Source organism: Hymenobacter rubidus (genome assembly GCF_016734815.1).
Classification (GTDB): Bacteria; Bacteroidota; Bacteroidia; order Cytophagales; family Hymenobacteraceae; genus Hymenobacter; species Hymenobacter rubidus.
This window is the reverse complement of record NZ_JAERQF010000024.1, coordinates 1-17,899: the sequence shown is the minus strand read 5'-3', so window position 1 is coordinate 17,899 and position 17,899 is coordinate 1. Positions and strand designations below refer to the sequence as shown.

Genomic DNA, 17,899 nt, shown 5'->3' with positions numbered 1-17,899 from the left:
TCCCCAACGCAGCCCCGAACCGGCCGTATTAGCAAGACACGCTGCTTTTTCACTCTGCATGGCCACGCACTACAAATTCTCCGACATCCTCGCCGTTATCAAGTCGTCGGCAGCTGAATTCAGCAACAACAATTCGTTTCGGCACGCGGCGGCGCTGTCGTACTACACCATATTCTCGCTGCCGCCGCTGCTGCTCATCGTCATCACGGTGGCCAGCGCGGCGTTTGGGGGCGAAGCCCTTACTGGTCAAATTTACGGGCAGCTGAAGGGCTTGGTAGGCGCCGATTCGGCCAAGTTCCTGCAAGACAGCATTGCCAAGTTCACGGTGCAGCAGCGCGGGCCGGTGGCCACGACCATTGGCGTGGCCACGCTCATTTTTGCGGCCACCACGTTTTTCGTCACCCTGCAGGAAAGCATCAACGACATCTGGAACCTGAAGGTGAAAACGGCCGGCATTGGCATTGGAGCTTTCCTCAAGCAGCGCTTTCTGTCGTTTGGGTTGATACTGAGCGTGGCCCTGCTGCTGCTTATCTCCTTTGTGGTGAGCGCCGTGCTCAGCGTCTTCACCGGCTGGTTGCAGCGCCAGATTCCCGAGGTGGGCATCATCGTCATCCGCCTGGTCGATTTTGTGCTGTCGTTGGGCGTAACCACCCTGCTGTTTGCCCTGATTTACCGCTTCCTGCCCGACGCCGTCATCCGCTGGAGCGACGTGCTGATTGGGGCCTTCATCACGGCGTTGCTCTTCGTGATTGGCAAGTTTGCCATTGCGTTCTACATCGCCAAGTCCGACCCTGGCTCGGCGTTTGGGGCGGCGGGCTCGGCCATTGTGCTGCTGCTGTGGGTCAACTATTCGTCGCTTATTATCTTTTTTGGGGCCGAATTTACCCAGGAGTTTGCCGATGCTTTCGGGCAGAAAGTGCAGCCCAAGGCCCACGCCGTGCGCGTGAAGCTGGAAGAAATAGCCCCCGGCGAATCGAAGGAAGAAATAGCTACCGGCCGGCCGCGCTCCACGGGCAGCTGGAAATCATAAGGGAAGCCAGGGCCACAGTTGGCGGCCGCGCCGCATCTTTGCTTTCCTACATACTTCCCTTGCGTATGCTCAAATTCGTTGCCGGCCCAATGCTTGTGTGCCTGCTCGCCGCCGCACGGCCCGAACCGGTGCGGGCCCAAGCAGGGCCACCGGCAAAGGCCGACTCGTCGGCCCGCGCTTACACCGATGTGGGCAACGGCGACCGCCTGTTTGTGGTGCCCACGGCCCGCAACCTGCGCCGGGGCGAGGGCTACGCCCAGGACCTGGAACTGGTGGTTGTGGGTGCCAGCTACGGCCTCACCAATAGCTTCTCGCTGGGGGCTTTCGTGTCTGTCATTCCCGGACAGGGCACCGATAACATTGCGCTGCTCACGCCCAAGGTGAGTTTTCCGGTGGCCAAAAAGCTGCGGGCCGGCATTGGCTCTTTCCTAATTGCCAGCCGCTCCGGCTCCGGCGCCATCACCTACGCCAACGCCACCTACGGCACCGCCGACGCCAATTTAACCCTGGGCGTCGGCTACGGCGCCACCCGCCGCAGCGGCTTCATCAATACCCCGCTGGTGCTGCTGGGCGGGACCAAGCGCGTTTCCCGGCTGGTATCGCTCCTAAACGAAACCTACCTCATCTACGACCGGGCTTTCCTGGATTTGGGCACCTTCAAGCTGGTGGCTGGCATTGCGGGCGTGCGCGTGGCCGGGCCGCGCTTCGGCGGCGGCCTTGGGCTGTTGTATGCCTTCGGGCAGCTCCAGGATTCAGACTACTTCAACGGCTCGGCGCGCTACTTCCTGCCCGTGGGCGAATTCACGGTCCGCTTCGGCAAGATAAAGTAAGGGGCCACGTAGGGGTTTGGTTGGCTGAGCAAGGCGTGCGCCTTCCTGGTGCTGCGTCGCCGCGCCGGGAAGGCGCACGCCGCATCATTACGGCTCCGGCTCTTACCTTTCCCGCATGAAATGTCTACCCTTATTTTCTGCCTTCGGGCTGCTGGCCGTGGCCAGCTCCACCCACGCCACTGCCCGGCCGCAGCCAGCCCCGGCCGATACCGTAGCCGGCCATAGCCGCATGGTACGCAAGCTCAGCGACGCCATGTGCACCGGCGTAACCAACGACCACACCACCAATTTTGCCCAGCTGAGCCCGCCCGCGGCCATGCAACTCACGCAGCAGCTCTTCGTGCAAGCCATGAAGCAGGACAGCGCGGCGTTTCTGGCCATCATCACGGCTGGCAGCAAGCAGGGCCAAACTGCTCAGCAGGTAGGGCAGGAGCTGGGCAAAGACGTGGTGGTGCGCCTGGCCCGCATCTGCCCGGCGGCCATGCCGCTCGTGCTGCGCCTGGGCGAAACGGCGCAGGCACAGCAGGCTGCCAAAACGAAGCTGCCAACCACTACCGATACCGAAAAAAAGGTGCTTCAGCCGTTGGCCAACCACCTATGTGCCCAGCTCGATGCGGCCACTGCCAAACAGGCCTTCGAAAAAATGCCCGTTGCGCAGCGCGGAGCCTTGTTTATTAAATTAATTCAGCAGGAATTTCTGGCCAACCGCACCAAGCTGCTTACCTACTACAGCAAAGCGCAGCTGGACGACGACCAGCAGCGTGAAGAAATCGGCAAAAAAATAGGGGGCCTGATGGTAGAGCAGGGAACGTGCGCCAAGTACCTGGTGGTAGTGGGCATGGATTACATAAACGAAAGCAAGCCGTAGCGAGCCGCTAAGCCAAGCCTGCGTTACACCTCAACCTTTTCCTTCACCGCCAGCTGCCCACAGGCGGCGTCAATGTCTTTGCCGCGCGAGCGGCGGATGTTGGTTTGCACCCCGCGGTCGGCCAGGAATTTGTGGAAGGCGGTGATTTTATCGGCCTCCGCGTTCTGGTAGCTGGCGTTGTCGATGGGGTTGTACTCGATGAGGTTGATTTTGCAGGGCAGCCACTTGCTGATTTTCAGCAGCTCGGCCGCGTCGTCCAGCCCGTCGTTGAAGCCGTCGAACACGATGTATTCGTAGGTGACTTTGCGGCCGGTTTTCTGGTGGTAGTACTGCAGGGCTTCCTTCAGCGCGGCCAGCGAGTTGGCTTCGTTGATGGGCATGATTTCGTTGCGCTTGGCATCCGTCGGGGCGTGCAGCGAGAGGGCCAGGTTGGCCTTCACGTCGTCATCAGCCAGCTTTTTAATCATCTTGGCAATGCCGGCCGTGCTGATGGTGATGCGGCGCGGGGCCATGTTCAGGCCGTCGGGGGCGGTGATGCGGCGCACGCTTTCCACCACGTTGGCGTAGTTGAGCAGGGGCTCGCCCATGCCCATGTACACGATGTTGGTGAGCGGCGTGCCGTACTGGGCCTCGCACTGCTCCCGAATGCGCACCACCTGGTCGTAAATCTCGGCCGCGTCGAGGTTGCGCTTGCGGTCCATATAGCCCGTAGCGCAAAACTTGCACGTCAGTGAGCAGCCCACCTGGCTCGAAATACAGGCCGTCATCCGCGTGTCGTGCGGGATGAGCACGCCCTCCACCACATTGCCATCGTACAGCCGGAAGGCCGACTTGATGGTGCCGTCGTTCGAGAGCTGCTTGTTCTGCACCGTCACGCCGTTGATGACGAAGTGCTGGTCGAGCAGCTCGCGGGTAGCTACCGAGATGTTGTTCATCTCCTCAAACGTGGCGGCGGTGTTCTTCCACAGCCACTCCGTTACCTGCTTGGCGCGGAAGGGCTTCTCGCCGTGCTCCACCATAAAGGCCTTGAGCTCGTCGGGCGAGGTTTTGCGAATATCACGCTTTTTGACAACGGGGGCGAGGGGCAGTTCCAGTAACATAGGGCAAAGATACAAGCCAGCAGGGCGTTGGGTTCCCGAGCCGGTTGTCATTCCGAGCGCAGCGAGGAATCTGGGTAGTTACCGCTGACTCAGATTCCTCGCTGCGCTCGGAATGACAATTAAAACCGGGCCGCCAGCTCCTCCGGCAGCAGGCGCAGCTTGTGGATGTTGTAGTCGAAGCAGAGCATGCCGGTTTTGGCGCGGGCCACTTCCTTACCGGACTTGTGCACGTGGTACACCACATCGAACCCGTACTTGTTGGGGTCGGCGGCGGCTACGTCAATTTGCAGAACGTCGCCTTCAAAGGCTTCGCTCTTGTATTCCACGGCCACATCGACCATGATGAGGCCCAGCTTGGTGTCGGCATCGAACTCGGCGGGAAAATGGTTGGCCTGCAGAAACTGCGTGCGCGCCTGGTGCAGCAGGGCCAGCAGCGCATCGTAGCCAAGGTGGCCGCCGTAGTTGAGGTTGATGGCCGCCACCGGGGCTTCGGTGCTGAAAGAAAAGGTGTCGGGAAGGGCTACTTTTACGCGGTTCATGGAGGGGAAAGATGAGCAGATGACTTGGCGACTCAACAAATAAGAACGAACGATGAGCCAACAACAACTTTCTAATAATTCAAAGATAGAGGTACGACGGACTGAAGACGGCTCAGCTACGCTTTATGTGCCGGCGCTGGACGAGCATTACCACTCCCGGCACGGCGCCCGGCAGGAATCGGAGCACGTGTTTATTGGGGCCGGGCTGGTGCCACTGCTCGATGCTGGCCGGGGCCAGCCCTGCACCCGGCCCCTGCACTTGCTGGAGGTAGGCCTCGGCACCGGCCTCAATGCCCTGCTCACGCTGCGCACGGCCCGGCAGGCCGGCGCCGCCGTGGCCTACGACGGCCTCGAAACCGTGCCGCTGCCCGCCACCGTGGTGGCCGCCCTGACGCCCAAATGGGACGGCACACCCGCCGAAACAACGCTGTTTGGCCAGCTCCACGCCGCGCCCTGGGGCCAGGTCCACCCGCTGGCCCCCAGCTTCTTCCTCACCAAGCTGCACCAGCCCCTGGAAGCCGCCAAGCTGCCCGCCAACTATTACGACCTGATTTATTTCGACGCCTTTGCCCCCGAAAAACAGCCCGAGCTGTGGCGCGAAGCCATTTTCGCCCAGCTCTACGCCGCCGCTGCGCCCGGCGCGGTGCTGGTGAGCTACTGCGCCCAAGGGCAGTTTCGGCGCAACTTACGGGCCGCTGGCTGGCGCACCGAAAAGCTGCCCGGCCCGCCCGGCAAGCGCGAAATGACGCGGGCCGTGAAGTAAGGAAAGCACTTTTCTTCTACATTTATTCTGCTATGGCCTCTGATTCAACCCTGGAAATTCATTGCCCGGCCTGCCGGTGGGAGCCCGAGGTCACATCCCGTTGGATGTGTACGTGCGGCTGCCTGTGGAATACCTTTGACACGGCGGGCGTGTGCCCCCGCTGCCGGCATCGCTGGCACGATACGCAGTGCCTCAGCTGTGCGGCCTGGGCGCCTCACGTCGACTGGTACCACGGCCTGGACGAGCAGGTGGCCGTGCTAATTGAAGAGGCGCTGCCCGCGTCTGCCAGTGCCCGTTGCACTTCCCATGAGTCGTAAGTTCCTCGAAAACGAAAGCCCCGGCTGGGTCACCGACGGCCTCATCAGCGAAGCGCAGCGGCAGAAGCTGCTGGCCCGCTACCCGCCCGAAGCGCAGGCCCTGGGGCTGCTCCCCATCCTGGGCAGCGTGCTGGTGGGCCTAAGCGGGCTGAGCGTGGTGGCGGCCAACTGGCAGGCCTTGCCCGCTGCCCTGCGGCTGGCGCTGCTGCTGGGCAGCCTGCTGGGCAGCTACGGCGCAGGCGCCTACTTCCTGCGGCGCGGCAATGCGGACCTGGGCCACGGCCTCATCGGGCTGGGCCTGCTCTTGTTTGGGGCCAGCATCATTCTCACCAGCCAGCTCTACCAGCTGGTGGGCTACGACGCCAGCGGCCTGCTGGCCTGGGTGGTGGCGGGCACGGCCCTGAGCTACGTGTACGGCTCGCGCCTGCTGGTGCTGCTCACGGTGCTCATTGGGGCGGCCGTGCAAACGTATTGCGTCGAGTCGCTGGGTAGCTTCAGCTACGCCACGGCGTGGCTGGTGGTGGGCGGGCTGGGCTACTACTGGTGGCGCCGGCCTGGGGTGGTAAGCAGCCACGTGCTGGCCGTTGGGCTGCTGTGGCAAGCGGGACTGCTGGTGATTGCGCTGCACGCCAAAATCACCTGGTTTTTTGTGCCGGCCATGCTGGTGTATGCGGCCGGCGACTGGCAGCCGAACCGCAGCGGTGGCCGGGCCTTGCAGGCTGCCCCGCTCACGGCGGCATACATTTTTATGTTTGGGCTGGCCACCTTCGGCGAAACGGATGCCTACGCCAACGTGCTGCGCCCGCCGCTGCTGCCTTACCTGGCCGCGCTGGGGGCAGTATTCGCCCTTTCGGCGGCGGGGAAGCGGGTGCAGGGCCGGCTGGCTTCGCTGCCCGACTGGCTGTTGCTATTGCCCGGCTTCTACCTGTCGGGCGGGCTGCCGCTGGCCGTGGCCACGCTGGTGGTGCTCTACGCCCACGCCGGCTCGGTGCTGGCCCGCGCCCACCGCGACCAGGATTCCGACCAGCTCACCATTGGCGCGGTGTTGTTTGTGGCGGCGACCATGGTGGCCTACTTCAAGCTGACCTGGGGCTTTCTGGATAAGTCGGTGTTTTTCCTGCTGGGCGGCGTGTTGCTGCTGAGTCTGAGCTGGTACCTGCGCCGCCGCACGGCCCGCTTGGTGGCGGCCAATGCGGCCGCTGCCCCCAGCCAGCCACTAGCAACCCCAGCCCAACCGGGTGACGAGCCCGCGCCCACCGCGCCCACCGAATGATTCACCCCGCAACCCTTCCCGCATGACTGACCTGCTGACCTGGTTCGCGGCCCCGATACGTCGCCGGCCGCTGGTGCGCCTGCTGGTGGCGGCGCAGGTGCTCTACGTGCTGGGCGTGGCCGGCGCCGGCTACGCTACCACCGAGCTGGGCCAGCACATCATGCTGACTACCACGCCCATCGACCCGCGCGACTTGCTCTACGGTGATTTTGTGCGCCTGCACTATGGCATCAGCGAAGTGCCGCTGCACCTGTGGCACGGCGAAGAAGCCCCGCGCCGCCGCCAGTCCATCTTCGTGCTGCTGGCTACCGGCCCCGATAGCCTGAGCACGGCCGTGGGCGTCTATCCGCAGGCGCCAAAGCCCAGCGTGGGGCAGGCCGTGCTGCGCGGCTGGGTAACGGAAGTGTATCGCAATTCGCTGTCGTTGCGCTACAACCTGGAACGCTACTACGTGCCCGAAGGCAGCGGCCTGCGCCTCGAAAAAGCTGGCCGCCTGCACCCGCTGCAGGTGCGCGTGAGCATTGCGCCCTGGGGCCAGGCCCGCATCACGGACGTGGATGTAGCAAAGTAGCGGGGCCATTGCAGCGGTTCAGCAAGTACTAAGAACGTTACGCAGAGCGCAGCGAAACATCTTTACCGCAGTAGTAACTAATTACTTACGAGGTAAAGATACTTCGCTGCGCTCTGCATGACGTGCAAGCGGCATTTCCCCGCTTTATTAACAGTCCGGTTACTGGATTTTGAAGCTAATGGGCACCGTAAACGACACATTCACTTCGCGGCCGTTTTGCTTGCCGGGGATGAATTTGGGCAGGGTTTTAATGGCGCGCAGGGTTTCCGCATCAAGGGTCGTGCTCAGGCTTTTCACAATTTTCAAATCGGTTACCTCGCCCTTGGTATTCACCGTAAAGCTGGCGTAGACGCGGCCTTCGGTGCCGTTGCGCAGGTCGACGCTGGGGTAGCGCACCGCCCGCTGAATAGCGGCCACAATGGCCGCCTGCCCGCCGCCGCCGGGCAGCTCCGGCATCTGCTCGACGTAGGTGTAGGTGGTTTCCTTAACGACGTCGGTACCAATTTCGTGGGGGCCGTCCACGCTCTCGAGGGGGCCCAAATCGACCGGGCCGGCGCTGCCTTCGCGGGTCACGCTCGAAATAGCGGCTTCCTGCAGGGCGGCCTGTTCGGGCACGTCGTCGGTGGCTTGCGGGTCGGGGGCCACAACGGGCGGCGTAAACCGAATGGTGGCCACCCGCGGCTGCGCAGGCGGCGCCACGGGCGGCGGGGCCACCGGGGGCGGCGTTGCCGTGGTGGGGTCGAGCGGCGGGGCCATCGGGTCGGCAGTGAAGGTCCGGGGCGGCACCACGGCCACGTCTTTTTTCAGCAGCTGCGCCACCAGCGGAAACACCAGCAGCAAGGCCAGCAGGGCCGTGGCAATAATGAGGGCCCGCGTCATGTGGCGCTGGTAGAGGGCACGGAGCTGGTAAGCTCCGTAGTGGCGGTTGCGACCATCGAACACGATGTCGTCGAGGCTGGCCGTGGCCAGCTGGGCATTGGTCATCATAAGGCAGCGGTTTTAAGGAGGGTGAGGTCGTCGGGGGTGATGTTGACCAGCGCGTATTTCTTCTGCTGGGTGATGTTCATCTCATCGAGAATGTCCACCATGTCCTTGTATTTGGAATCCTCGCCGGGCTTGATGAGCACCACCAGGCCGGCCTGCTGCCGCTGCCGCTCCAATACCACCTGCCGGATACCATCGGCCGAGAAGGTGGTGGTTTTCAATTCCGGCACCGCCACGGTCTTATCTTCGGGCGCATTCAGGCCGAAGAAATAATGCACTCGGTGGCCCTTGCCCAGGATAATGGTCATGGCCTTTTTCATGGACACCGGGGTGCGGATGTCGCTTTTCACCGGCATTTGCAAGTCCATGGCGTAGGGCTTGGCGAAGGTGGTGGTGAGCATGAAGAAGGTGAGCAGCAGAAACGCCAAATCCACCATCGGCGTCATGTCGATGCGCGTCGACATCTTCTTGGCGCGGCGCTTGCCGGCTTTGGCAGGCCCGGCGGTCTGGGGTTGGATTTCGGCCACGGGTTCAGTCCTTTTCAGGTGATTGATACCCGGCCAACGCGCGGCGCTATCGCCTTATTGTAAGGGAATTATAGCTAAAATTTAATTTTTTGCGGCCACACTAGGCCCGCAATTCCAACGTTTTATCGGGTTGCCCTCACCGCAGTTGGCACAGCTCAGAAGTGCCACACCCGGCCCGGCGTGATGTAGGCCGTGAGGGGCACGTCGGTGGGCAGCACATCGGCAATGCGGCGCACGGGCGGCTCGTTCAGCAAGTTCAGCCCGATGAACTGGGTGCCCGGCCGGCACTGCGCCAGAAACCGGTCGTAGAAGCCGCCGCCGTAGCCCACGCGCTGCCCCGCGCGGTCCACGGCTAGCAGCGGCACCAGCACGGCATCGAGCACGCCCGGCAGCACCTCCGGGGCGGTCACGGCATCTGGCACGGGCTCGGTGATGCCCCAGCGGTTTTGGGTGAGCTGGGTGTCGGGCGTCAGCTCATAATGCTTCAGCGACATGCCGTCGGGCTGCACCACGGGCACTGCCAGGCGCAGGGGCAGTTCTTCGCCCCACACCCAGCGAATGAAAAACCATAGGTCGGGCTCATTCCGCTTCTCTAAAGGCAGAAACAAGTGCAGCCACTGCCACTCCGCCACCGGAAACTCGCGGAACAGGTTCTCGCGCAGCTTGTTGCTGCGGCGGGCCACCTCGCCGGCATCCAGCGCCATGCGGCGGGCCAGGGCAGTGCGGCGCAGGTCGGCTTTGGTGGAGGATATTCCAAACATGGCGCAAACTAGCCATTCGGCCGCTGGCCACGCGTGCTGGCCGCAGTTTAGCGCGTAGCGCGCAACTGCTGGCCCCACCGTAACGCGAGTTTGTAACTCGCTGCCGCAAAGCGACAATCCCATCAGCTCATCTCATCCAACGGCGAGTTACAAACTCGTCTCACCTATCGGCCAGCAGTTACGCGCTGCGCGCTAAACTGCGGCCAGCGCGCGTGGCCAAGCGGCTACTCCTCCTCCAGCACCGTGAACTGCAGCGCCAGCGGCTCAAAGCCCTCAATTAGCTGCTCGATGAAACCGGGGTTGTTAATCAGAATGCTGAGCACATTCTCGCTGCGCTCCTGCAGGCCGCCGCCGGGGAAAAGCTTGTCTTTGAGGGCCGTGAGCTGGGCGTAGGCGGTTTCGTGCTTCATTTCGGCGGCCTTGCTCAGGCGCTTTTCGAGGCCGGCGAGGCCACCGGCGGCTTTCTGGGCTTCGGCGGCCACGGTTTTTACCAGGGTGGGGTCGAGGCGCTGGGCCAGGTCCTGCACTTGCTGGAAGGCGGCGGCCAGGGCCTGCTGCTGCTCCTGCAGGCTGATTTCCTCCTGGCCTAGGGCGGCGCCCACTTGCTTCTTCAGCTCCGGCAGCGGCCGGAAAATCTCGCGCCAGGTAAGGCCCAGCTTCTTCAGCTTGCCCGCGTTGGCGCGGCTGATGTACTCGGCCGAGTTGCGTGGCAGCACGATGGGATAGGGCACCCCAAAGGCCGCAAACACGTCCTTGAGCTGGAACCAGTACGCCACCTCGGCCCCGCCGCCGATGTAAACCAGGTTCGGCAGCAGCATTTCCTGGTACACCGGGCGCAGCACCACGTTGGGACTGAACTGTTCGGGGTGCGTCTGGGCCAGCTCCAACAATTCGGCCTGGCTGTGGCACTTGGCCGTGTTGCGAATGGTCACTTCCACGCAGTCGGCGCCGCTGGCGTCGGGTTCCAGGCGTTCGCGCTTGCCTTCATCGGTGATGAAAAACAGGTTGATGGGCCGCGAGTACACCTGCGGCTTGTAGCCGGCGGCGGTGAGGCGGGCGTTGGTGGCCTGCACGGCGGCGTTGGACGCCTGCTCCCGGATTTCCTTGGTCAGCAGCGGCACCAGGGCTTGTTTCAGGGCCGGGCGGTCAGCGTCCAGCGTCACCAGCCCGAACGCGCCGAACAGCGCATCGGCCAGCTTGCGGGTGGCCTCGGCCAGGTTGTTGGAAGTCGAATACGCCTTGTGAAAAGCCGCGGGCACCTCGGGCGGCAGCTGGCTCAGCAGCTGCTCGCTGAGGCCGTCGAGTGGCAGGCGGCCCACGGGCCCGCCGGTGCCGGCCGCATCCCACGAATACGTTTTACCAAAGAGCGAGAAGTGGTTGATTTCGGCGAAATCATGGTCCTCGGTGGCCATCCAGTACACCGGCACAAAATCGTACTGCGGGTACTTTGCCTTCAATTCCCGGCTCAGCTTGATGGCCGAGGCAATTTTATAAATAAAGTACAGCGGGCCCGTGAGCAGGTTGAGCTGGTGGCCCGTGGTCACGGTGAAAGTGGTGGGCTCGGCCAGCAGTAGCAGGTTGGTTTCGATGGCCGGCTCGGGCTCGGGGGCCAGGCCGTATTGGTCGCGCAGGGCGGCTACCAGGCGCTTACGGGCTTCGGGGGTGTAGCTGGCCTGCTTTTCTTCGATTTGGGCCGCGAAGTTTTCCAGCGAAGGAAAGCGGTGGTAGAACGGCGCCAGGGCGGGCTTCTGGGCGATATAGTCGGTTAGCAGGCCCGAAAAGGCACCGGTTTCGGCGTAGGGCAGCGTGGTACAGCGAGTGGGCATGGGGGTAATACGAGCGGGGCTGGATTCGGTGCGAACCCGTGCCAGTGGCAAAAGTCCGCACAAAACCCGGCCCCGGCCGAAATGTTCCTTTTAGCCGTCCTGGATTATACCAGATGCCCGTACAGGTCGAAGTCCGACGCCGAATCAATCTTCACATTCGCAAAGTCGCCCAAGCGCACGAACGTGTCTTTTTCCACGGCCACCAGCACTTCGTTGTCCACTTCCGGCGAGTCGAATTCCGTCCGGCCCACGAAATGGCCGCTTTCCTTGCGGTCGAACAGCACCTTGTAGGTCTGGCCCACGCGGGCTTCGTTCAGCTCCATCGAAATGCCCTGTTGCAGTTCCATGATGGCGTCGGCGCGCTCCTGCTTCACCTCGGCCGGCACGTCGTCCACGAGGGTGTGCGAGTGCGTGTTTTCCTCGTGCGAGTAGGTGAAGATGCCCAGCCGCTCAAAGCGCGTCTGCTCCACAAAATCATACATTTCCTGGAAATCCTTTTCCGTTTCGCCGGGGTGGCCGGCGATGAGCGTGGTACGCAGCGCAATGCCCGGCACGCGCTGCCGAATGGTATCGACCAACTCAATGGTACGGCGCTTGGTGATGCCGCGGCGCATGGTTTTCAACATGGCATCGGAGCCGTGCTGCAGGGGCATGTCAAGGTATTTGCAGATGTTGTCGCGCTCGGCCATCACGTCCAGCGCGTCCAGCGGGAACTGCGAGGGGTAGGCGTATTGCAGGCGAATCCAGTCGATACCGTTCACGTCCGAGAGGTTGCGGAGCAGGTCGGCCAGCTTGCGCTCGCCGTAGGCTTGCAGGCCGTAGTAGGTCAGGTCCTGGGCAATGAGAATCAGTTCTTTGGTGCCCATGCCGGCCAGGCGCTTGGCCTCTTTCACGAGGTCCTCGATGGGCCGGTCGACGTGCTTGCCGCGCATTAGCGGGATGGCGCAGAACGAGCAGGGGCGGTTGCAGCCCTCCGCGATTTTGAAGTAGGCGTAGTGGCGCGGCGTCGTAATCAGGCGCTCGCCGATGAGCTCGTGCTTGTAGTCGGCGTTCAGCACCTTCAGCATCTGGGGCAGCTCCAGGGTGCCAAAATAGGCGTCCACCTGCGGGATTTCCACTTCCAGCTCGTCCTTGTAGCGCTGCGAGAGGCAGCCCGTCACGTAGAGCTTTTCGAGGCGGCCGGCCTCCTTCTCGTCGGCGTAGCGCAGAATGGTGTCGATGCTTTCCTGCTTGGCGTTGTCGATGAAGCCGCAGGTGTTGATGATGACGATGTTGGCGTCGGACTTCTCGGCCTCGTGCGTCACATCGAATTGATTGGCCTGCAGCTGGCCCATTAGGACTTCCGAGTCCACGATGTTTTTCGAGCAGCCGAGGGTGATGACGTTAACTTTATTCTGGGTCTGATTTCTAACTTTCACAAGCGCTGATTTAAAGGAATTAACCGTGATTTCGCTGCTGCGGTAATGGGAGCAAGGGCAGCAGCGTCGGCGGAAAGGGGCTGCAAGCGCGAATAGGATAGATTGCCGGCCAGCCGAACCCCAAAATTACGACGTAGCCAGTCCCCGACCACCAGTAAGCGCCGCATAAATGCCCGGCGCCAACTTTCGCAGCAGCGCACCAAGACCCACGCTCACAGCCACTACCAGCAAGGGCAGGAGCAGGTAAGTGAGCAAATGGATGTGCGGCACGGCCCGCCCATAGCGCAACGCCAGTTCGGTGGCATAGTTCACGAAGGGCACGTGCAGCACATAAATCATGAACGAAAAGCCCGTCAGCCACCGAAACCAGGCTCGGGCCATGCACCAGCGCACCAGCCCGTTCAGCCCAAACCAGGCCACCAGCATGCCGCTGGCCTCGCCCACTTTGTACAGCGCCAACATGCTCAGCGCCAGCGGCAGCGAAAACGGCGGCCCCACGTGAAACGCCAGCCAGGTTTTGAGCAGGCACACGCCCAGCCACAGCCCCGCCACCAGCCCCGGCCGGAACCAGCCGGGCGGCGTCAGCACATCCTTGCCGCGCAGCGCCAGCCACGCGCCCAACCCAAAAAACAGCGGCCCCTCGTCCTGAACCAGTGGCACGGGCACCATGAAAAACCACGCCAGCCCCGCCACGCTAAAATAAATGGCCGGCTTGCGCAAAACGGCCACCCGCAACCACGGATACACCAGATTGAGCACCAGCAAGCTCCGCAAAAACCACAGCTGAAATGGCGCGGGCTCCACCAGCCAGCGCTGAACCAACTCACCCGCCGTGAGCTGACTGAGCTGCTGCCGCGGCCAGAACGGGCTAATTCCGGCATCAATCACCGCTTGTTGGGTGACAAGAAACTGCTCGAGGGCCCACAGCACCGCCAGCCACAGCCCGCTCCACAGCACGTAGGGCAAGCCTATCGTGCGCAACCGCCGCCGCACCCGCTGCCCGTGCGGCTCCGCACCTTCGCGTCGGGCGAAGAGGTAGCCCGAAATGGCAAACAGAATGGGAATGCGAAACCGCAGCAGCCCGTTGGCCAGGAAATATTGCAGCCAGGTGCCCGGCCCCAACGCTTCCTGTACCGGCGTGAAGGGCTGCAGGTAGCGCGGGTGCAGGTTGTAGGCGTGCACGTACACCAGCAGCACCATGGCCATCAGCGACCAAAACCGCAGTTTCTGGCTCAGGAAAGGGTCGAGCGGAGTGGGAGCGGCGGGCGGGGCGGATGGCGACATACTGGCAAAGAGACAACAAAATGCCCCAACGTTGCCACCTCGCCGGGGCGACACCAACCGCTTTAGCTCAGGGTGCGGAGGGCAAAGGTGAAGCCCGGCAGTACGTCTTCGCCGCTCAAGGTTTCAGCAAAGTTTCGGACCTCCACGCTGCCGTTGGCGCGGAACACGCGGGCGGTTTCCGTCTTCGGGTCGATGAGCCAGCCCAGGCGCAAGCCGTTGTCCAGGTACTCCTGCATTTTTACCACGATGTCGGAAATGGTATCGGTTTCGCTCAGCAGCTCTACCGCAAAATCCGGGCACAGCGGCACGTGCTTGCGGCGCTGCTCCGGCGTGAGGGCCTCCCAAGCCGCTTGGCTTACCCAGGCCGCATCGGGCGAACGCACCGCCCCATTGGGCAGCCGGAAACCGGTAGATGAATCGAAAACGACACCCAAACCAGAATCTTCGGCCCAGCGGTCGAGGCGGGAAGTCAGGCGGGAATTGCGGCGACCCGATTCGCCTCCGGTTAATGACATAAGCTCGATGGTGCCGTCGGCCCGGCGCTCAAATTTCTGGTCGCGGTTCTGTTGGCAAAAGGCATAGAATTCGTCTTCGCTGAGGCGCTGCAGGTACTCGGCCAGGGTCTGGCGGCCAGCGAGGGCCACGTCCGGGGCGGGCGGCGAAATGGAGTGCATAACAGTCATAGCATCAACAACAAGCGCGAAAGAACAAATGATTCACCCCCGGCTTTCTACAATGCCTCGAACTGCCGCAGGAAGCGCATGTCGTTTTCCGTGAACAGGCGCAGGTCCTTAATCTGGTACTTGAGCATGGCAATGCGCTCGATGCCCATGCCCCAGGCGTAGCCGGAGTATTTCTCGGGGTCGATGCCCGCGTTTTCGAGCACGGCGGGGTCCACCATGCCGCAGCCGCCGATTTCGACCCAGCCCGAGTACTTACAGATGTTGCAGCCTGCGCCTTTGCAAATCAGGCAGGTGATGTCGATTTCGGCGCTGGGCTCGGTGAAGGGGAAGAAGCTGGGGCGGAAACGAATGTTGATGTCGGCCCCGAACAGCTCCTGCACGAAGTAGTACACCGTCTGCTTCAGGTCGGCGAAGCTCACGCCTTCGTCAATGAAAATGCCCTCCACTTGGTGGAACATCATGTGCGCGCGGGCCGAAATAGCTTCGTTGCGGAACACCCGGCCCGGCATCACCCGGCGGATGGGCAGGGGCTCGGTTTCCATCACGCGCACCTGCACCGTGCTGGTGTGGGTACGGAGCAAGTGCGGCAAATTGGGCGCCCCGGTGGCAGCATCGCCAGTAGCGCCCGTGTCCGCCGCGCCGGCCGCGTGCGATACCGGGGCCACGAAAAACGTGTCCTGCATATCCCGCGCCGGGTGGTTTTCGGGGAAGTTGAGAGCGGTGAAGTTGTGCCAGTCGTCCTCAATTTCGGGGCCCTCGGCCACGGCGAAGCCGATGCGGCCGAAGATGCGCAGCATCTCCTCGCGCACCAGGCTCAGCGGGTGGCGGGTGCCCAGGGCGTTGGGCACCGGGGGCAGGGTGTAGTCGAAGTCGGGGTTGGCGGGGGCGTTGTCGGCGGCGGCTTCGGCGGCCTGCTGGGCTTCGTCGAAACGGGCCTGGGCCTGCTGCTTCAGGGCGTTGAGCTGCTGGCCCACGGCGCGCTTCTCCTCGTTGGGCACGGTCTTCAGCTGGTCGAACAAATCGGCCAGCTTACCCTTGCGGCCGAGGTAGCTGATGCGAAAAGCATCGAGGGCGGCGGGATTATTTAGTTCGGCCTTCGTAATTTCGGCCGTAAGAGCGGCAATGGATTCCTGCATCATAGGCCGCAAAGTTACGGCAAGGGCCCGGCCCTGGCCGAACGATTCATAAACACATTCAGTTAACCTGCCTAATATTCATTTACCCAACTCCCTCCCCATGAAACGTGTACTATTTCTTCTGCTACTCATCGGAGGCCTAGCCACTTCCGCTTTCGCTCAGGGTGGCTGGGATACCCCCGCCAGCGGCTGGGACACGCCCAAGAAAGCGCCGGTTAAAAAAGCCGCTGCCAAAAGCACTGACGCGGGCACGGCCAGCAAAAAAGCCGCGGCTAAAGGTGGCGCCGCAGCCACTCCCGCTCCCAGCGCCGAAGAACCGGCCGCTGCTACCCCCGATGCCAGTGCTGCCGCGCCGGCCGCTGCCGAAAAAGGCATTGGCGGTGGAGGTAGTGGCTCGGCGCCGGTTGGTGGCCAGAGCATTTCCATTGCCCCTGGCATGCCGGTGATGCTGCAAAGCGGCCGCAACATCATGGCCGAGGATGCGGCGGCCACTCGGGAGCGCCGCCTCAACCGCAAGCCGCGCCGCGAAAAACCCTGGCCTCCGCGCCCGGCTGCTGCCGTAACTGCTGCTCCTGCACCGGCCGCCGAGCCCGCGCCTGCCCCCGCCGAGGCCCCAGCTGCCAGCGCTGCGGGCACCAGCACCAAGGCCGCGGGTGGGGCCGAAGGAACGGCTTCTGCAGTTCCGGCAAAAACGGCCAGCAAAGCTGCCAGCAAGCCTGCGCCGAAACCTGTTAAGAAAGCCGCACCTGCTGCCGACCTCGGCTGGTAGAACAATTGGTGGCTTCGTCAAGAAGCCGGAGCAATAGACAATTTTTACGGCCCGGTTGGTCTACATAAGGTAGGCCGGCCGGGCCGATTTGCTGGCATGCCTGCGCTGTTAAGGGCTCTTGAGGCTAAAAAGGTGGGACGAGCGGCCTCCTTTGGCGGAGCATTTCGCGTATGTCCTGTGTCGACGGCCGGATGTACTGTTCCGCCCCGCTCCTGTCCCGTATCCTCATCTTTATTTCCCCTCCCCATGTCCAGAACCCTGTTTTCCCTCCTGCTGACGCTGGCCGTGGTGGTTGATGCCTCGGCCCAAACGACGCCAACTGCCTCGGCCACCACGGCACGTACCAAAACCACCACCCGGCGCCCGCTAAAAACCGCACCCCACCCCACACAGAAAACGAGCGTTAAAAGCAGGACTGCTGCCGCCACGGCCGCCCCGTCTGATAGCCGGGGCGAGAACGTATATGCCGCGCCGGGCATGCCCGTGAACGTGGAAACGGCCAACCAGCCAGCCGCCACCCAGCCCACGCCAGCCAAGCGCAAAGGCAGCACCACCCTCACGCCGCGCTAAGGCCGGAGTTAGTCGATAAAACGGTCCGATTGGTCTGCGTTTGCGCACCAGTCGGACCGTTTTGCATAGGGGGTTTGGGGCAAAGTAAAAGTTGGCATGCATTTGGAATAACACCCTTCCAGTAACGCACAATAACTTTTCCAACCGCTCCCTTACCGCTCTTCAGCCATGGTTCGCACCTTCCTCACCCTCGCCCTGTCGATGTTCCTGCTGGCCGAAGCCAGCGCCCAGACCCAGCCGGCCGCCGTCAAAAAAACGACGGTTAAATCGACCAAAGCCTCGGCGCGGGTTGCTGCCCGCAAAGCCAAGAAAGCCCGCCGCGTAGCCATCAAGTCGGCGCCGGCTGCACCGCTCGCCAACGACGGCTGGCCGGCCATCGATGAGACGCAAACAGCCGTCGCTTCGACCACTACCGGCGGCTGGGACGCCACGCCGGCCGCCAGCTCGCGGGGCGAAATCGACAACCAAAACGTGTACGCTGCGCCCGGCATGCCCATCCACATGCGCACTGGCAACGGCTTGGTGCCCTACAGTGTGCGGCCTCCCCGCAAGCCCGCCACCACGCAAACCACCCTCGGCAATTAATTTAGCCGAGCCGGGCCTCGCCAGCAAAACCTCTGGCGGACCCGGTTTCGTACCTTCGTCGGCTT

General features: G+C 62.8%; 19 protein-coding genes. 9 read left to right on the top strand and 10 right to left on the bottom strand.

What is annotated here, in order from left to right:
• The first annotated feature begins 58 nt into the window (after positions 1 to 58).
• The 3 genes from JKL48_RS15620 (at position 59) to JKL48_RS15610 (ending at position 2,728) form a co-directional block, all read left to right on the top strand.
• A complete protein-coding gene (locus JKL48_RS15620) occupies positions 59 to 1,030 on the top strand; it encodes a YihY/virulence factor BrkB family protein (RefSeq protein WP_201984117.1) in 972 nt (323 codons plus the stop codon).
• A 65-nt stretch (positions 1,031 to 1,095) separates the two neighbouring features.
• Positions 1,096 to 1,860, top strand: a complete 765-nt coding sequence (locus JKL48_RS15615) for a hypothetical protein (protein ID WP_201984116.1) — start codon at positions 1,096 to 1,098, stop codon at positions 1,858 to 1,860.
• Between the two features lie 115 nt (positions 1,861 to 1,975).
• A complete protein-coding gene (locus JKL48_RS15610) occupies positions 1,976 to 2,728 on the top strand; it encodes a hypothetical protein (RefSeq protein WP_201984114.1) in 753 nt (250 codons plus the stop codon).
• 23 nt (positions 2,729 to 2,751) lie between these two features.
• Here the strand turns inward: JKL48_RS15610 and rlmN are convergent, their stop codons facing one another.
• Together rlmN and JKL48_RS15600 are read right to left on the bottom strand one after the other, a co-directional pair.
• Positions 2,752 to 3,828, bottom strand: coding sequence for a 23S rRNA (adenine(2503)-C(2))-methyltransferase RlmN (gene rlmN, locus JKL48_RS15605; protein ID WP_201984112.1), 1,077 nt, complete (start codon positions 3,826 to 3,828; stop codon positions 2,752 to 2,754).
• Positions 3,829 to 3,947: 119 nt separating this feature from the next.
• On the bottom strand, positions 3,948 to 4,367 hold the full coding sequence (locus JKL48_RS15600) for a thioesterase family protein (protein ID WP_201984109.1): 420 nt from the start codon (positions 4,365 to 4,367) through the stop codon (positions 3,948 to 3,950).
• Positions 4,368 to 4,494: 127 nt separating this feature from the next.
• Between JKL48_RS15600 and mnmD the strand changes: the two genes are divergently transcribed.
• The 3 genes from mnmD to JKL48_RS15585 all read left to right on the top strand — a co-directional run bounded on the left by mnmD (position 4,495) and on the right by JKL48_RS15585 (position 7,291).
• Complete coding sequence (gene mnmD, locus JKL48_RS15595) at positions 4,495 to 5,130, top strand: tRNA (5-methylaminomethyl-2-thiouridine)(34)-methyltransferase MnmD (RefSeq protein WP_317191953.1); 636 nt, start codon at positions 4,495 to 4,497, stop codon at positions 5,128 to 5,130.
• 306 nt (positions 5,131 to 5,436) lie between these two features.
• A complete protein-coding gene (locus JKL48_RS15590; protein WP_201984106.1) occupies positions 5,437 to 6,720 on the top strand; it encodes a DUF2157 domain-containing protein in 1,284 nt (427 codons plus the stop codon).
• A 22-nt stretch (positions 6,721 to 6,742) separates the two neighbouring features.
• Entirely contained in the window at positions 6,743 to 7,291 is a 549-nt protein-coding gene (locus tag JKL48_RS15585) for a GDYXXLXY domain-containing protein (RefSeq protein WP_201984104.1), read from the top strand.
• Between the two features lie 159 nt (positions 7,292 to 7,450).
• On the opposite strand, the gene JKL48_RS15580 is transcribed toward JKL48_RS15585, so the two are convergent.
• The 8 genes from JKL48_RS15580 to pheS all read right to left on the bottom strand — a co-directional run bounded on the left by JKL48_RS15580 (position 7,451) and on the right by pheS (position 15,913).
• Positions 7,451 to 8,278, bottom strand: coding sequence for an energy transducer TonB (locus JKL48_RS15580; protein ID WP_201984103.1), 828 nt, complete (start codon positions 8,276 to 8,278; stop codon positions 7,451 to 7,453).
• Positions 8,275 to 8,802: an ExbD/TolR family protein gene (locus tag JKL48_RS15575; protein WP_317191951.1), complete on the bottom strand. Its 528-nt coding sequence runs from the start codon at positions 8,800 to 8,802 to the stop codon at positions 8,275 to 8,277. Before JKL48_RS15575 ends, JKL48_RS15580 begins: the two co-directional genes overlap by 4 nt.
• A 155-nt stretch (positions 8,803 to 8,957) precedes the next feature.
• Positions 8,958 to 9,563, bottom strand: a complete 606-nt coding sequence (locus tag JKL48_RS15570; protein ID WP_201984102.1) for a 5-formyltetrahydrofolate cyclo-ligase — start codon at positions 9,561 to 9,563, stop codon at positions 8,958 to 8,960.
• 224 nt (positions 9,564 to 9,787) lie between these two features.
• Positions 9,788 to 11,389 (bottom strand): bacillithiol biosynthesis cysteine-adding enzyme BshC, encoded by a 1,602-nt coding sequence (bshC, locus tag JKL48_RS15565; RefSeq protein WP_201984100.1) that lies wholly within the window; start codon positions 11,387 to 11,389, stop codon positions 9,788 to 9,790.
• 104 nt (positions 11,390 to 11,493) lie between these two features.
• Positions 11,494 to 12,807 (bottom strand): 30S ribosomal protein S12 methylthiotransferase RimO, encoded by a 1,314-nt coding sequence (gene rimO / locus JKL48_RS15560; RefSeq protein ID WP_201984098.1) that lies wholly within the window; start codon positions 12,805 to 12,807, stop codon positions 11,494 to 11,496.
• Between the two features lie 126 nt (positions 12,808 to 12,933).
• Positions 12,934 to 14,091 (bottom strand): acyltransferase family protein, encoded by a 1,158-nt coding sequence (locus JKL48_RS15555; RefSeq protein ID WP_201984094.1) that lies wholly within the window; start codon positions 14,089 to 14,091, stop codon positions 12,934 to 12,936.
• 62 nt (positions 14,092 to 14,153) lie between these two features.
• Positions 14,154 to 14,774, bottom strand: coding sequence for a Uma2 family endonuclease (locus JKL48_RS15550; RefSeq protein WP_201984092.1), 621 nt, complete (start codon positions 14,772 to 14,774; stop codon positions 14,154 to 14,156).
• A 47-nt stretch (positions 14,775 to 14,821) separates the two neighbouring features.
• Positions 14,822 to 15,913 carry a phenylalanine--tRNA ligase subunit alpha gene (gene pheS, locus JKL48_RS15545; protein WP_201984091.1) on the bottom strand — a complete coding sequence of 364 codons (1,092 nt, stop codon included), beginning with the start codon at positions 15,911 to 15,913 and terminating at the stop codon, positions 14,822 to 14,824.
• A 97-nt stretch (positions 15,914 to 16,010) separates the two neighbouring features.
• Here pheS and JKL48_RS15540 point away from each other — a divergent pair, with 97 nt between their 5' ends.
• The 3 genes from JKL48_RS15540 (at position 16,011) to JKL48_RS15530 (ending at position 17,834) form a co-directional block, all read left to right on the top strand.
• Positions 16,011 to 16,679 carry a hypothetical protein gene (locus JKL48_RS15540; protein WP_201984089.1) on the top strand — a complete coding sequence of 223 codons (669 nt, stop codon included), beginning with the start codon at positions 16,011 to 16,013 and terminating at the stop codon, positions 16,677 to 16,679.
• A gap of 246 nt (positions 16,680 to 16,925) precedes the next feature.
• Positions 16,926 to 17,249 (top strand): hypothetical protein, encoded by a 324-nt coding sequence (locus JKL48_RS15535; protein WP_201984088.1) that lies wholly within the window; start codon positions 16,926 to 16,928, stop codon positions 17,247 to 17,249.
• A 168-nt stretch (positions 17,250 to 17,417) separates the two neighbouring features.
• Positions 17,418 to 17,834 carry a hypothetical protein gene (locus JKL48_RS15530; RefSeq protein WP_201984086.1) on the top strand — a complete coding sequence of 139 codons (417 nt, stop codon included), beginning with the start codon at positions 17,418 to 17,420 and terminating at the stop codon, positions 17,832 to 17,834.
• Positions 17,835 to 17,899 lie beyond the last annotated feature (65 nt).